This window comes from Undibacterium sp. FW305-107 (assembly GCF_058788535.1).
On sequence record NZ_JBYTAV010000009.1, the window covers coordinates 1 to 13841 of the forward strand.

Here is a 13841-nt window from a genome sequence, read left to right on the forward strand (position 1 = left end):
GTACGTGAAATGCGATAACCAGCCCTAAGCCTATAAACTTCTTCCCCGGCTCTTGCTGGCGATTTGAAAAATCCATTCCGGCTGTCTCCTCGATCTTAGAATATGAAGGCGGTAATAATAACCGCTGTTGGTGTTAAATTTGCGTTTCTTGACTGAAAACTTTTCATATTTTTTGTAGCAAGCATATGAATCCCTTTCCTGGACAATTTGCAGTGCCTGATTTATGTCTCAACATGAGCACCCAGTTTGTATTTCATCGACAAAATAGCTAAGCAATAAGCAATATTTGAACCATGTTAAAGACTCATTCATATAGTAATAAATTACCCATATGAAAAGTTTTGCACTACATGGTGTCTATTGCGCACCATAATCAATATTGCTCTGCTCAAGTCTTGTTCCAAAACAGAGCTTCGCAACCTCCTATTGTCCTACAAAGACTACTGCACTCAGGGCTGGAATCGTAAACCGACCGCTGATATTCTCATACTTCGCTTCTGCTGCAACACGTTTATCTGCTGCTTGTGTAAGCAAATGTGTAGGATGCAATTGATAGTCGCGCTGACTTTGTTCGCCTATCTGTATTGATTGCGTCTGTGGACTGATATTGATGAAGTACATGACTGAATCAAAATTCGCCCCTGCCAATTGCTTGCCATCGAGATGCGCCGCAATCAGCACGGGATTTTGCGCTGCTCCCGTATTATAGAAATGCAGGCGCTGTGCGATATCGGACGCAGTGGATAATCTGAACAGGCTGGAGCTGGCTCTGATCTGCAATAAATCACGGAATTGATCACGACAGTAGGCAATATCTTCGCGCGTCGGTTTAATATTTGCCTGCTTCAGCACGGCCTTGATGTAAGGGTAAAATTGCGCATTGTCTTTTTCTGGCGGTAAGCCAGTGGCAAAATAATTGTCGCCATAACTCCAGTCCAGCCGGTTGAACCAGTCGCCAGAATTGAAGCTATTGCTGTCCATGGATTTCGAGCGCAAGATATCTACGCCAGCATGGTAATAGGCCACGCCCTGACTGAAAGCGGTTGTTGCCAATGCCAAAGCCTGGATGCGGGCGCGGTCCGCGCTGCTGGTATTCAAGGGCAGGCGATAGGCATTGATATCGAACAGGGTCTGGTTATCGTGGTTTTCTACATAGTTGACGACTTCGCCGGGCTGACTGGCATAGCCTGCTGGCTGACCACCATAATCAATCTCCTGTAATTGCCTGGTCTTGCCGTCAAAGGTTTGCATGCTGAAGCTGCGTACTGAGCCTGCCAGGCCCAGCCTTGTCATATCGGCTGCGCGCAAAAGATCCTGTTGTGGCCTGGCTTTGTCTGCCAAGGCATTTGGCATGTGGATCAGGCCATTGATATAACCCTGATTTTTGACTACGCCATCGCCTGCATCACCATGACCGCCACCACGCAAGGCGTCACGTGCGCGGTCGCTGAAGCTGCCTATGCCGCTGCCGTTCAGGGACAGTTGTGATGCCTGAACAAAGCGTTTGCCATCGGCAATTTCACCAAAATTCCATCCCTCACCCAGGAATTGAATCTGGCGTCCGGTTTCTTGCCGCAGCCTGGCTTGCATCTCTTCCATGACTTGTCTGGGTTGATGCCCCATCAGGTCAAAGCGGAAAGAGTCAATTTTGTAATGCTGTGTCCACAAGCTTACGGAATCACTCATGAGCTTGGCCATCATGGTGTTTTCTGTGGCAGTGTTGTCGCAGCAGGTAGAGCGTTCTATCTGTCCAAGCAGGTTCAGGCGCTGGTAATAGCCTGGGACTATACGGTCCAGCACCGAATACCGGGTTTGGCCAGCGCCCGCAGTATGGTTGTAGACCACATCCATGCCCACACGCAGGCCTGCATTATGCAAGGCCATGACCATTTTCCTGAATTCGATGATGCGCTTGCTGCCATCGCTGGCATCGGTCGCATAACTGCCTTCAGGTGCATTGTAGTGATAAGGTTCATAGCCCCAGTTATAGCAATCCTTATCGGCATGCTGCGTAGCCAGTTTTTGTTGCTCTTCACCATCTGCTTTACCCTTGATGGCGGGGGTCTGGCAATGGGCTTCGGACACAGTGGCAAAGTCAAAGACCGGCAGTAAATGGATATCTGTCATGCCGGCTGTGCTCAGCGCCTGCAAATGCTGCATACCATTTGAATGTGCTTCGGTAAAAGCCAGATACTTGCCGCGCCAGGCAGGTTTTACCGTGGCGTCATTAATGGAGAAATCACGTACATGCAATTCATAAACTTGCATATCGGTCTGATTTTTTACTTTATCGCTCAGTTTTTGCTCGTCCCAGCCCCTTGGTTTTAATTTGCCGGAGGATAGATCAGCTATGTAACTGCGCTTTGAATCTGTAGTAAGACTGATGGAGTAGGGATCCGTGACACGATTGCGCACGAGGCCCTGGCCCGGTACGTAAACATCAACCAGGTAAGTGTAGTACTTGCCCGACAAATCAGCCTTATTGCTGGCCTGCCAGACACCGGTATTGGTATCTGATTGCATGGGCAGTATGGCCGTGGCTTTGGCCTTGCCATCCAGATACAGGCAAACCGAGACTCGTTGTGCCGTGGGTGCCCAGACCTTGAATTGTGTCTGAGTTGTTTTAGTAATTGCTGCTTTGCTGATGTTTGCGCCGTAATCATTCAGACTGCCGGCGCTCTTATACAAATCGTCCAGGGCGCCAGCGATTTGCAGGCTGGTGTAATCAAGAACCTGGCCTTCGCTATCTTCTGTAGTGATCACTACTTGCGCTTGCTGCAATGATCGCAGTTGTTGCAGTCCGATATTTGCAAGTTCATATTCTTTGCCGGATCCGATGTAGGCAAAGCGCTTTGCAATGGTGGTGTCCAAAATTTTGTCGGTCTCGGTCAGTGTAAAAGCCTCATCAAAGCCGAATGGCTTGCTGCCTTTGCCTAGTTTGAGTTGCCCGGTTCTCGATGTATAGAGCCTGGTTTTGCTTCCCGCTGTCACGCCTGGCCAGCGTATCAATTTGCTGGAGAGCCAATAGGCGCGCGCTTCTTTTGACATTATTGCAGAAGACATCAATGTGGTTTCGAATGGTTCTCCATTGCATGCCGTAATGGACGTGGCTGGGGCATTGTCGGCACTTGCCTGGGTGGCATAAACCAACAGACTGCACGAGAGCAAAAAGCTGGCGCAGCTTCTTGTATGTGTAATAGCTTGCTCAAAAAACAAAACAGTCTCCTGAGTAAAACAAGTTGCCGAGTTCTGATTTTAGAAAATTTCAGTCACAAAAGTAGTGTGACTACATAATTAAAATCGTGTTTACAGCCAGTTTTACCGGTTTAATTGTGGCTTAAGCCAACATTTTTTTTAATTTTAACTCAATAATCGTAAATTTGTTAGACATGGGCTGTTGATATATGTAGTATTGCTACATAAAATCTGGCCGCGACTTATTATCTTGTATTAGTCAGACTCCGGCGCAAAAAATATGAATGGTGAGATGTTGAGCAATAATCCAAAAAAACCAGACGGTGTTATCCCTCGCTTGTTGGCAGATATAGGCGGTACCAATGCGCGTTTCGCATTGGAAATGCGTAGCCACGAATTTACCGCTATTGCCGTATTGCCATGTAATGCCTACCCCGACCTGCAATCTGCCATTGCGGCCTACTTATCCAGTCCTGAAGTGTTGGCTGTATGTCAGTCGGCAGTCAAAAATGCTGCGATAGCGATAGCTAATCCTGTGGATGGCGATGTAGTGCGCATGACCAATCATCATTGGACTTTTTCCATAGAAGCTTTGCGGCAGGCTGCCGGGTTTGATAATCTGGTGGTCGTCAATGATTTCACTGCATTGGCGATGGCATTGCCACATCTGGCTGCACACGAGCGCGTGCAAATTGGCGGTGGTCAGTCGCAACCCAACCGTGCCATAGGTTTGATAGGCCCAGGCACTGGCCTGGGCGTATCTGGCATCATCCCATCTGGTGCGCACTGGGTGCCTTTATCCAGTGAAGGTGGACATGTGAGTTTTTCTCCCAGTAATGAAATCGAGATTCAAATCTTGCGCCAGGTCTGGAAAGAATATCCGCATGCGTCTGCTGAACGATTGATTTCCGGCATGGGGCTGGAACTGATGTACCGTATCCTGGCGCAAATGGACGAGCATGCAGATGCTGCAGAAATGAATGCCGCCGATATCACCCGCCGTGCACTCGATGGCAGTTGCGCTATCTGTACCCGTACTGTGGAATACTTTTGTGCCATGCTGGGCACGATTGCCGGTAATCTGGCTGTGACTCTTGGTGCGACAGGTGGTGTATATATAGGTGGTGGCATCGTGCCGCGCCTGGGTGATTTTTTTGCACAATCTGCTTTTCGCAAACGCTTTGAAGCGAAAGGCCGCTTTGCCGATTATCTGGCACAAATACCGACTTACCTGATCACGGCAGAGTATCCTGCATTTTTGGGTGTGTCTGCGATATTGAATGAACGTTTGTCCTTGTCAGACAGTGTCGCCTGAAATTTGAAAAGACCTTGCAGCGCAGAGGTCTTGATTTTGCAGTCAAAACGAAAATACAAATCCATGAATAATTTTTTGGAAGTGCAAACAAGTGACTGGTGGCGTGATGCTGTTATTTACCAGGTTTATCCGCGCAGTTTTTCAGACAGCAATGGCGATGGCATAGGTGATTTGCCCGGCATTACTGCGAAACTTGATTACATCGCCAGCCTGGGTGTCGACATCGTCTGGATTTCGCCTTTCTTTACATCGCCGATGAAAGACTTTGGTTATGACGTGGCAGATTATTGCGATGTCGATCCCATCTTTGGTACGCTGGCTGATTTTGATGACTTATTAAAACGTGCGCATGAACTGGGTTTGAAGATCATGATAGACCAGGTCTTGTCGCACTGCTCGGAGCAGCATCCATGGTTTATTGAAAGTCGCAAGAGCCGCGATAATCCCAAGGCCGACTGGTATGTCTGGGCCAATCCCAAGGCAGATGGTTCGCCCCCCAATAACTGGTTATCGGTATTTGGCGGCTCTGCCTGGCAATGGGATGCACGCCGCCGTCAATACTATATGCATAATTTCCTGGTCAGCCAGCCTGACCTGAATTTCCACAATCCTGAAGTGCAGCAGGCGCATCTGGACAATATGCGTTTCTGGTTGCAGCGTGGTGTTGATGGTTTTCGTCTTGATGCCTGCAATTTTCATTTCCATGATCAGGCTTTGCGTGACAATCCACCCAGTCAGGTGCGTGATAACAAAACAGTACAGGACAATAATCCCTACGGCATGCAGGCACACGTCCACGACAAGACGCAGCCGGAAAATCTGGTCTTCCTGGAAAAAATCCGCAGCCTCTTGAATGAATTTGACGCGATCGCCATCGGTGAAGTCGGGGCCGATGATTCCCTGGCTGTCATGGCAGACTACACGGCGGATGGCAATAAACTGCAGATGGCCTATAGCTTTAATTTGCTGACGGCGACGTATTCTGCTGCCTATATACGTCAACAAGTCGAGGAATATGAAGCGCGAGTCAAAGGCGGCTGGGTCTCCTGGTCGGTTGGTAACCATGACTCGGTGCGTGTCATGACACGCTGGGGTGGCGCAGAGGCGACACCTCAATTTGCCAAGATGCTGCTGGTCATGCAGATGGCCTTGAAGGGTACACCTTGTCTGTATCAGGGTGATGAACTGGCACTGACAGAAGCCGACATTGCCTATGAAGATATACAGGATCCCTATGGCATTACTTTCTGGCCAGAATTCAAGGGCCGCGATGGCTGCCGCACGCCCATGCCATGGCAGGCAGATCAGTTAAATGCCGGTTTTAGCACTGGCAAACCCTGGTTGCCAGTGCCGCCTGAACATGCAGCCAATGCGGTTTCTATACAAGATCAAGACGATCATTCCGTGCTGAATTTTGCCCGCAATATTCTGGCCTGGCGCAAGAAATATCCACAACTTAGCAGGGGGGAAATCAGTTTCTTTGATGCCCCCGAACCTGTATTGGCGATATGCCGTGATCTGGCTGGTCGCAATAGTTTGCTGGCAGCATTCAATCTCGGAAATGAACCCGTCAGTTTTAACTGGCCTGCGACAGTGGATGCTACGCAATTGAAGGATGCTGGCTTGCCGGGACAGGTCAATGGTGGGATTGTGGAGCTGCCAGCCTATGGTGCCTGGTTTGGGGAAGTGATCAAGTAAATGTAATGCAGAGCGCTTGACAGGGCTGCACGATGTTCGTGCAGCCCTTTTTTTATTTCTCTTCAAGATAAAACTTGATTTTTTAAGTCAGGCTATTTCACTTTAAGATTGCTGGATTCATTGGCCGCAGGCGAAGGTGGTTCGGCTATTTTTCCAAGCAGCTTGCTTGAAGGTGTCGCTGGCATGCTTAATGAATCGAGAGTATCAGCAGTTTCATGCTTTGTGCTTTTCTGTGCCAAATCCGGATTCGCTGTTTTGCTTTCAATTGATACTGTTCCTGCAACTGATAATTTTTTATCAGGGCACATCTGTTCGGCCAGCTTTGTTGCTTCCTTTATTTCTTGCGCAGGTGCTTGACGTTGTGCCATGGATGTAATGACCATGTCCCAGTCTTTGGAATAAGATTGCTGCTCGCTGGCATTCAGTGGACGCTGCCGTTCAGTTTTTAAGGTTTGTTCTGCCGTGGTTTGTGAGACGATTGATGTTTGGCGATTATCATAAAGTTTACTTTTATTGCGGTCAAAAACTTGTACCTGTATTGATGTGTCAGTTTGCTTGCTTTCCACCAGTTGCAAGGTTTTGGGTAAGCCCTTGTAGGCCGAGGCTTCTACTTCACGAGGGACCCAGCGTGGCGCACCCTGTTGCACACCTTCTTCAAAGCGCTTCAGTACACCAAGATGGCTCACTTCTGGCTGTACTGCCAGAGCACGGACTACCACTTCATATCCAGCGTCTTTGAGCATATTGATTTGTTTTTCAGTACTTTGAGGATTGCCCAGCGTGCCATCAATCATGATATTGCGCCGATTGACGATGGCGGAAGAAAACAGCGACTTACCCCATGCGCTGGCATCTGCATGAGAAAGATCTGCAGCGATTTTTTCGGTTGCAGGATTGCGTTGCCATGAACGATAAGATGGATGGTTTTCACGCAAATTGTCGACATCTATATGCACTGTTTTTTCAGTCGATAATTCTTCCATCGTTTTTCTTGCGAGGCCCCCTTTGCCTGAGCCAGGCTGTCCGCCCAGAAAAATAGCAACTGGCTGCTCTCCAGATTCAAGTGCGCGTGTGCTGGCGAGCATTTTTGCTTCAATTCTTTGCTTGAAGATTTTTTCATGAATCTCTGAAGATAGTTTTCCTTCGTCGCTCATTTTCCATCTTTCGACGCCAGATACGTATCGCGCTCAGCATCTTCAGTTTTGAGTTGCAGCGTGTATGTCTGTATCAGTTGATCCAGTTCTTCCAATTCCAATGTGTAAAACGTGTTGCGCTTCAGTTCCAGCGCCATTTGTTCCTTGAGCAGGACGGCCAGCCTTGCCTCGTCAGGACTATCCTTGATATCTTCGTCGTGCATCCAGGCAGAACGGATCGCGATCAGGCTGCCGACGATGTCCCCTGCCAGTTCAGCTTTTTGTTCTTTCCTGTGAATTGCCTCATCGAAATTGCTCATGGATATCCTTCAAAAAATTTGTTCAAAAATTAATTTAATTTTACGACGATTTGCTATTGCGATAATAATTTTCCGAGACTGAATTGTTTCTACATATGACAGACGTTCAGCCATATCAGCCTAGTGTGAATACTCAGGCCAGGCTGTGAAGGGATGTCGTTTACACATCATTTGAGAATTGCTTGCGATAATTGCCAGGGCTGTTAGCGACGATGCGACGGAAGTGCCGGCGCAAGGATTCTTCTGAGCCAAAGCCTGCCAGCTCAGCTATCTGTGACAAGCTGCTTGCTGGTGACTCCAGCAATTCCTTGGCGATGGCGACGCGCTCACGTATCAGCCATTCACCCGGTGCCATACCTGTGCTGTCCTTGAAATGACGTTGCAGAGTGCGGATACTCATGGTGGCTTTTTCTGCCATCGACGCCAGATTGTGTGGCAGGGCAGGGTTGGATCTGACCCAGTCCATCAATTTTGCCAGACGCGCATGCTCATCACTGGGCATGGGGCGCGGTACAAATTGCGCTTGCCCACCTTCTCGATGCGGCGGTACTACCAGACGCTGCGCCACCAGATTGGCGACCTTGGCACCATAATCTTTGCGCACCAGATGCAGCAGCATATCCAACCCGGCAGCTGAACCTGCAGAAGTCATGATTTGCTCCTGATCCACATACAAGGCGTTGGCTTGAACCTGAATTTGTGGATAGCGCTTGAGCAGTTTTTCAGCATAGCGCCAGTGGGTAGTGACGGTTTTGCCATCAAGTATGCCTGCTGCAGCCATGATGAACACGCCAGAGCAGATAGTGCAGATGCGTGCGCCGCGTGCATAAGCCAGCCGGACTTTGTCTAGTAATGCCGCTGGTGGTACTTCATCAGCATCACGCCAGCCGGGGATGATGATAGTGTCTGCCTGATCCAGCATGTTCAAGTCATGCGGCACCTCTACCGTGATACCGCCTGCGGCCCGCAATTTGCCAGGTTCGGCGGCACAAACGGCAAAGTCATACCAATCCACGCCAAGTTCGGGGCGGTTCAGGGCGAACAATTCGACGGTGCAGCCAAATTCAAAGGTGCACAATTGATCATAGGCAAGGGCGACGACAAGATGCGGTTTCATGGCTTAATCTTACAATACCTTGCACATCACGACAGAGGAAAATTCATTCACGTAGCCAGTCACGTAATTCGTAATACCAGTACGCACATTGTGCTGCCATCAAACCCAGGCCCCCAAAGCTGGGTGGCAAACCGTAATGATCCAGGCCATCGGGTAAGGCCTGATTAGTGGCAATCGCCTGGGCCACTACTTCCCCAGCCAGGGTGGTCGGTGCCACACCGTGGCCGCCAAACCCCATGGCATACCACACTCCATTTGACAGACATCCAATTTGCGGCATCTTGTGCTGGGCGTAGCTCATCAGGCCACTCCAGGCATATTCCACTTTTGTTCCCGCTAATTGCGGGTACACTTTGAGCATGTCCTTGTACAATAATGCGGCAACTTCAGCAGGCTGCTTTTCGCGTATGGAAATACGTCCTCCCCAGAGAAGGCGGCTATCTGCCAATGGGCGGTAATAATCGAAGGCGAAGCGGGTGTCATAGACGGCAGCTGCGGTTTGCATGGCTGTTGGCAGTTTATCGCCAAGTTTTTCTGTCGCCATGACGTAGGTCGCGATCGGCAATACCGAGCGGGCCAGTTTGGGATAAAGTTTTTCAATATAGCCGCCACAACACACGACTACATGCTTTGCCCTCACGGCGCCATTTGCTGTGCGTACTAATTTTTCCTTGCTGTCGGTTTCAATGGCGCTTACCCGGCTTTGTTCAAACACGCGTACGCTTTTAGAACTCAATGCCTCGGCTAAAGCACGGGCATACTTCAAAGGGTGAAAATGAAAGGCATTTTTTTCATGCAAAGCGCCAAAATACCTGTCGGTGTGCAAGGTTGCACGGGTTTGTTCACGTGACCATGGTTCCCATTCCACGTCAAATTCACACAGCATGAATTCTCTTTGCTGCTGGAGTTTTCGCTCATCGTCAAACCAGTTGGCCAGCAAGACACCACTTTCATTGATGTCACAATCCATTTGATATTTCGCGACGCGTTGCCGTATCAGGGCCACTGCATCCAGCGTCAGCTGGTATAGATTTCGTGCAGGTTCGCGGCCTATTTGTTTGATCAGCTCTGCATTGTCTAGACTGAAGCCGCCAAACACAAATCCGCCATTGCGGCCGGATGCCCCATGCCCAATCTCTTCAGCTTCCAGTAAAACGATATTGCTGACACCACGTTCCATCAACCCCAACGCTGTCGACAAACCGGCAAAACCCCCACCGATGATACAGACTTCACAGTCCAGGTTTTCTTGCAGACGTGGATAGTGAACAGATGCAGCACTGGCCTGATAAAAGGTTTGTCTCAGATTTTCTTGGGGAATCATAGGCTCGTATCTTAAACTCTTGGTGCGACAGAAAAGCCGTCAAATTACACGCAACAGCTCTGTCAAGGCAAGCCTGACTTTTTATTGCCCTCTTGTTTACTTTTGTTTTATTGCCAATTACACTGGGCGAACAGACTTCCTATGAGAGTTGTCGTAAGCGCTTATGTCGGTCTATGCGCCTGTCTCGCCGGGGCAGGGTTCATGTCTGGATATATACGTAAAGAACAGGCGTTAGTCTGGTCGGTTTATGAAATTTTCGTGAAAACTCAAAAAAACTCTTCCCCTGGTTAGCAAATGCGTAAATTGCCGGCACGTTATGCAGGATTGGTCATGCCCTTCCTTTTATCGATACTGATGACCTTTATCGTCTCGCTGATCAGTACATTGCGCAGTGTTGGATTGGTGGATCATTTTCTGCAAATCTGGATGGGTTCCTGGGCCTTGTCCTGGGTGTTTGCCTTCCCCACACTGCTGCTTGTCTTACCCTTGGTCCGACGTATGACCAGCATGCTGGTTGAAACTCCGCGTTAAGCGGGATTCAGTGCTTTTCCAGCGCAGCTGCACTGCGCTGGAAGCTATGTTTTTACGTCAAACCTTGCTCTTGTTTTCTTGCCGATCTCTGCTAGCCTGATTGCTGAAGGGCTGTCTTCGATATCGAAACATCTGCTTACAAGTATTTACTATTTATCACGTACAAATCATTGCGAATTTTATATTATTGCTCTTTGTAAATATATTCTTTGATGGTGCAGGATCTTCACCCACTATCTTGATTCGTAACAATGAACACCGCATTTCTACAGGTAGTAAAAGACCGCAAACTTGCTCACGACCTGAGGCAGGTCGCAGATGATTTTGAAATTCTGGATTTTTTCAAACAATATGGCAGTTGCTGTTTTGCGATGTCCGCCATGCTCGCGCAAATACTGACAGAAAAGGGTTATACAGCCAGGGTTCAAGGATGCTATGCTGAAATCAAACAAAATAACGGTATTTTTTATATAGGCTACAAGGGCTTTGTTCACGAGCAGCAAAAAGAAGGGCATGCAGTGTGCATAGTCGATGAACAATACCTGATCGATTTTGGACTGGGTACTTTAAAAAAATTTTATGCAGAAGATTTCAGCCACGCACTGGCTTGCGAAATCTCTGACAACAACCCGGTTCTTGGTTATCTTGACCTGGATAGTGGCGCAACTATTACCTGGCGTACAGACTGGGTTTCACCTATGGTTAAATTGGAGTTGGAACATCAGCTTGCTGCAGTGGAACGCATAATAGGCGGTTATTACGACTTCCAAAAAAACCGTATGGCGTACCTGATCAAGAAGCTATTTGTAGGCAAAAACACTCCGATACCTAATCATGCCTTGCTGGCAAAAGTCAAAGCGCCGGCATCTGCGCAAACGCAAGACGAAAAATTGTCTGAGTTGATTGATTAGAGTTTTATCGGTTTTCGACGGATTTTTTCGCCGCCAAAGCCTTGCTTTCTTTTTTCAGGGCTTTGGATACCGGGCATACAGCCTGCATGAACGAAGCCAGGGTGTTTGCCAGATTGTCACCCTGCAGACGATAGAAAACAAATTGCCCGCGTTTGTCGCTGGCAATCAGCCCCGCCGATTCCAGTATGCGCAAATGCTTGGATAAGGAAGGCTTGGTCATCTCAAAACGCGCAGCAATTTCACCGGCAGACAATTCTGTCTCCGATAAATAAGCCAAAATTTTCCGGCGTGGCGTCGATGCCAGGGCTTCAAATACTTTTTCCATAGCGAGTAAATCAATGGTGATAATTCATCATAGCATTTTGTCGTCCGATCGTGAAGTTAATTAGATAATTAGACATTTAGCTAAATAAGGTATATGCTTGTTTCATCAACCTATGTTCATCAGCTTATGTTGATGAGCTTGTTTCAAGAGTGCTGACGGGTAATCAAATATCATGGAATCTGAAAAAGGTACTACTACGGTCTATTACAACAGCGCCTGTCCGGTATGTGATGCGGGCATACGTGACCAGCGTGGGCGTATGCAGGCATGCAATATCAACTGGATTGACGTGCATGCTGAACCTGACGCAGTGAAAGCAATCAATAGCGAGCTGGAAACTGTACGTGAACGCCTGCATGTGCGCAATGCCAATGGCGAGCTGCTGGTAGGTGAGCAGGCACTGGCTGCCTTGTGGGCACAAACCAGTGGCCGACGCTGGCTGGCCTGGCTGACATTACGCCTGAATTTTCTGACCCGGCCATTGTATAACTTCATCGCCAGACACCTGTACCGCTGGAACCGCAGGCGCGGTCACTGGTAAGCCAATTCATACACCATCAATCAATAGAGAATGCCATGAGTACTATTCACACTATGGAAAACAACGCAGATCCGGCTGAACTGGCACGCTTCAATAGCCTGGCGAGCCGTTGGTGGGATGAGAGTTCAGAATTCAAACCCCTGCACAGGATTAATCCACACAGGCTGGAATGGATAGACAGCCTGGCTCAGCTTGCTGATAAACAAGTCCTGGACGTAGGTTGTGGCGGCGGCATCCTGGCTGAATCAATAGCGCGCAAGGGAGCAAAAGTGACGGGCATAGACCTTGCCGACAAGCCCTTGCAAATCGCGCAATGGCATGCGCAAGCTCAGGATGTGGATGTGCACTATGCTAAAAGCAGTGCAGAAACCTGGGCTGAGCAACATACCGGGCACTACGATGTCATTACCTGTATGGAAATGCTGGAGCATGTGCCATCTCCGGCAGCCGTCATTCAAGCATGTGCAGATATGGTCAAACCTGGTGGTTGGGTATTTTTCTCAACGATCAACCGCAATCCCTTGAGTTATGCACTGGCTATTGTGGCGGTGGAATACATCATGCGTATCCTGCCGCAAGGCACGCATCAATATAAACGCTTTATCAAACCGGCAGAATTACTCGCAATGGCAAACGCAAGTGGCCTGAAATTGCAGGACAAGCATGGCCTTGGTTACAACCCGCTGACCCAGCGCTTCCGCCTGCATGGTTTTATGGGTGTGGGTTATTTATTGGCGATGCAGAAGCCATTGCAGGCTTAGTTCAAGGCTTGGTTCCGTGTTCTATTACAGGTTTTAAATCCAGCACGCCTGAATAGCTGAGCAACAAACCCAGGCCAGGCATGACAAAGCCCACATAAAAACGGTAACGTCCGTCTTCTATGCATTTATAGGCTTGTGATTGAGGGAATAGCCGCACCGGTAAAGGTATGCCATGCAGACTGGCGCCGAGGACGAGCCAGTTCCAGCCACCACCTTCCAGAATGTCTACCGTGAGACGGAACTGCATGAGCCCCGTACTTTCTTGCCAATGACCATGCGGATAGTTGCCATGTGGTGCAAACACGGTGATCAGTTCTTGTGCCACACCATCTGGCGCTAAGAATTCTCTGGCCCAGATTAATTTGCCTGCTGCATGACTGATACTGACTTTGTAGCCGGACCGGGCGTGTCTGGTTGGCACACCCAGCTTTTTTGCCAGCTTGCGGCCCAGTACGCCAGCCAGACCCTTGCCCAGTTTGATATCTATTTCACCTTGCAAGGTGCCGCCGTGTATATGTATTTGCTGCAATAGTGGGTGCAAATCCTTAAAAGATTTACCAAACCAGGCTTGGGCCGAGGTAACTGGAGGAGTCTGAAAGAAGGTTTCCGTAGTCATGGACGCCATTGTAAACCCTGCAAATCCTTGCAAATTAAAAAAACGTAGTGCGAA

The 13841-nt window shown here is 48.8% G+C and carries 13 protein-coding genes; 6 read left to right on the top strand and 7 right to left on the bottom strand.

Translation table 11 applies throughout. From position 1 onward, the window contains the following. Positions 1-423: 423 nt before the first annotated feature. Complete coding sequence (locus tag AC3WQT_RS19745) at positions 424-3063, bottom strand: alpha-1,6-glucosidase domain-containing protein (protein WP_492706297.1); 2640 nt, start codon at positions 3061-3063, stop codon at positions 424-426. A gap of 412 nt (positions 3064-3475) precedes the next feature. Here AC3WQT_RS19745 and AC3WQT_RS19750 point away from each other — a divergent pair, with 412 nt between their 5' ends. Further along, positions 3476-4510, top strand: a complete 1035-nt coding sequence (locus AC3WQT_RS19750) for a glucokinase (RefSeq protein WP_492706298.1) — start codon at positions 3476-3478, stop codon at positions 4508-4510. Between the two features lie 63 nt (positions 4511-4573). Then, positions 4574-6208: an alpha-amylase family glycosyl hydrolase gene (locus tag AC3WQT_RS19755; RefSeq protein ID WP_492706300.1), complete on the top strand. Its 1635-nt coding sequence runs from the start codon at positions 4574-4576 to the stop codon at positions 6206-6208. A 92-nt stretch (positions 6209-6300) separates the two neighbouring features. On the opposite strand, the gene AC3WQT_RS19760 is transcribed toward AC3WQT_RS19755, so the two are convergent. From AC3WQT_RS19760 to AC3WQT_RS19775, 4 genes are all read right to left on the bottom strand, one after another. Continuing rightward, complete coding sequence (locus AC3WQT_RS19760) at positions 6301-7362, bottom strand: zeta toxin family protein (protein ID WP_492706302.1); 1062 nt, start codon at positions 7360-7362, stop codon at positions 6301-6303. Further along, positions 7359-7661 (bottom strand): hypothetical protein, encoded by a 303-nt coding sequence (locus AC3WQT_RS19765; RefSeq protein WP_492706303.1) that lies wholly within the window; start codon positions 7659-7661, stop codon positions 7359-7361. Before AC3WQT_RS19765 ends, AC3WQT_RS19760 begins: the two co-directional genes overlap by 4 nt. 160 nt (positions 7662-7821) lie before the next feature. Beyond that, complete coding sequence (gene ftrA / locus AC3WQT_RS19770; RefSeq protein WP_492706304.1) at positions 7822-8778, bottom strand: transcriptional regulator FtrA; 957 nt, start codon at positions 8776-8778, stop codon at positions 7822-7824. Between the two features lie 43 nt (positions 8779-8821). Then, on the bottom strand, positions 8822-10102 hold the full coding sequence (locus tag AC3WQT_RS19775) for an NAD(P)/FAD-dependent oxidoreductase (RefSeq protein ID WP_492706306.1): 1281 nt from the start codon (positions 10100-10102) through the stop codon (positions 8822-8824). Positions 10103-10396: 294 nt separating this feature from the next. Between AC3WQT_RS19775 and AC3WQT_RS19780 the strand changes: the two genes are divergently transcribed. After that, positions 10397-10633, top strand: a complete 237-nt coding sequence (locus tag AC3WQT_RS19780) for a DUF2798 domain-containing protein (RefSeq protein WP_492706308.1) — start codon at positions 10397-10399, stop codon at positions 10631-10633. A 251-nt stretch (positions 10634-10884) separates the two neighbouring features. Continuing rightward, positions 10885-11544 carry a hypothetical protein gene (locus tag AC3WQT_RS19785; protein WP_492706310.1) on the top strand — a complete coding sequence of 220 codons (660 nt, stop codon included), beginning with the start codon at positions 10885-10887 and terminating at the stop codon, positions 11542-11544. Between the two features lie 4 nt (positions 11545-11548). On the opposite strand, the gene AC3WQT_RS19790 is transcribed toward AC3WQT_RS19785, so the two are convergent. Then, the gene (locus AC3WQT_RS19790; protein ID WP_492706312.1) at positions 11549-11869 is read right to left on the bottom strand and encodes a metalloregulator ArsR/SmtB family transcription factor; all 321 of its coding nucleotides are present in this window, start codon (positions 11867-11869) and stop codon (positions 11549-11551) included. Positions 11870-12041: 172 nt separating this feature from the next. Here AC3WQT_RS19790 and AC3WQT_RS19795 point away from each other — a divergent pair, with 172 nt between their 5' ends. Both AC3WQT_RS19795 and ubiG read left to right on the top strand, forming a co-directional pair. Beyond that, on the top strand, positions 12042-12410 hold the full coding sequence (locus AC3WQT_RS19795) for a thiol-disulfide oxidoreductase DCC family protein (protein ID WP_492706314.1): 369 nt from the start codon (positions 12042-12044) through the stop codon (positions 12408-12410). 35 nt (positions 12411-12445) lie between these two features. Continuing rightward, positions 12446-13171 (top strand): bifunctional 2-polyprenyl-6-hydroxyphenol methylase/3-demethylubiquinol 3-O-methyltransferase UbiG, encoded by a 726-nt coding sequence (ubiG, locus tag AC3WQT_RS19800; protein WP_492706316.1) that lies wholly within the window; start codon positions 12446-12448, stop codon positions 13169-13171. Between the two features lies 1 nt (position 13172). On the opposite strand, the gene AC3WQT_RS19805 is transcribed toward ubiG, so the two are convergent. Further along, positions 13173-13787, bottom strand: a complete 615-nt coding sequence (locus tag AC3WQT_RS19805; RefSeq protein WP_492706318.1) for a DUF4166 domain-containing protein — start codon at positions 13785-13787, stop codon at positions 13173-13175. Positions 13788-13841 lie beyond the last annotated feature (54 nt).

What these genes read in the sequence shown, in the direction of transcription:
- AC3WQT_RS19745 (WP_492706297.1), bottom strand. Translation starts at nt 3,063, where the DNA reads ATGTCTTCTGCAATAATGTCAAAAGAAGCGCGCGCCTATTGGCTCTCC.
- AC3WQT_RS19750 (WP_492706298.1), top strand. Translation starts at nt 3,476, where the DNA reads ATGAATGGTGAGATGTTGAGCAATAATCCAAAAAAACCAGACGGTGTT.
- AC3WQT_RS19755 (WP_492706300.1), top strand. Translation starts at nt 4,574, where the DNA reads ATGAATAATTTTTTGGAAGTGCAAACAAGTGACTGGTGGCGTGATGCT.
- AC3WQT_RS19760 (WP_492706302.1), bottom strand. Translation starts at nt 7,362, where the DNA reads ATGAGCGACGAAGGAAAACTATCTTCAGAGATTCATGAAAAAATCTTC.
- AC3WQT_RS19765 (WP_492706303.1), bottom strand. Translation starts at nt 7,661, where the DNA reads ATGAGCAATTTCGATGAGGCAATTCACAGGAAAGAACAAAAAGCTGAA.
- ftrA (WP_492706304.1), bottom strand. Translation starts at nt 8,778, where the DNA reads ATGAAACCGCATCTTGTCGTCGCCCTTGCCTATGATCAATTGTGCACC.
- AC3WQT_RS19775 (WP_492706306.1), bottom strand. Translation starts at nt 10,102, where the DNA reads ATGATTCCCCAAGAAAATCTGAGACAAACCTTTTATCAGGCCAGTGCT.
- AC3WQT_RS19780 (WP_492706308.1), top strand. Translation starts at nt 10,397, where the DNA reads ATGCGTAAATTGCCGGCACGTTATGCAGGATTGGTCATGCCCTTCCTT.
- AC3WQT_RS19785 (WP_492706310.1), top strand. Translation starts at nt 10,885, where the DNA reads ATGAACACCGCATTTCTACAGGTAGTAAAAGACCGCAAACTTGCTCAC.
- AC3WQT_RS19790 (WP_492706312.1), bottom strand. Translation starts at nt 11,869, where the DNA reads ATGGAAAAAGTATTTGAAGCCCTGGCATCGACGCCACGCCGGAAAATT.
- AC3WQT_RS19795 (WP_492706314.1), top strand. Translation starts at nt 12,042, where the DNA reads ATGGAATCTGAAAAAGGTACTACTACGGTCTATTACAACAGCGCCTGT.
- ubiG (WP_492706316.1), top strand. Translation starts at nt 12,446, where the DNA reads ATGAGTACTATTCACACTATGGAAAACAACGCAGATCCGGCTGAACTG.
- AC3WQT_RS19805 (WP_492706318.1), bottom strand. Translation starts at nt 13,787, where the DNA reads ATGACTACGGAAACCTTCTTTCAGACTCCTCCAGTTACCTCGGCCCAA.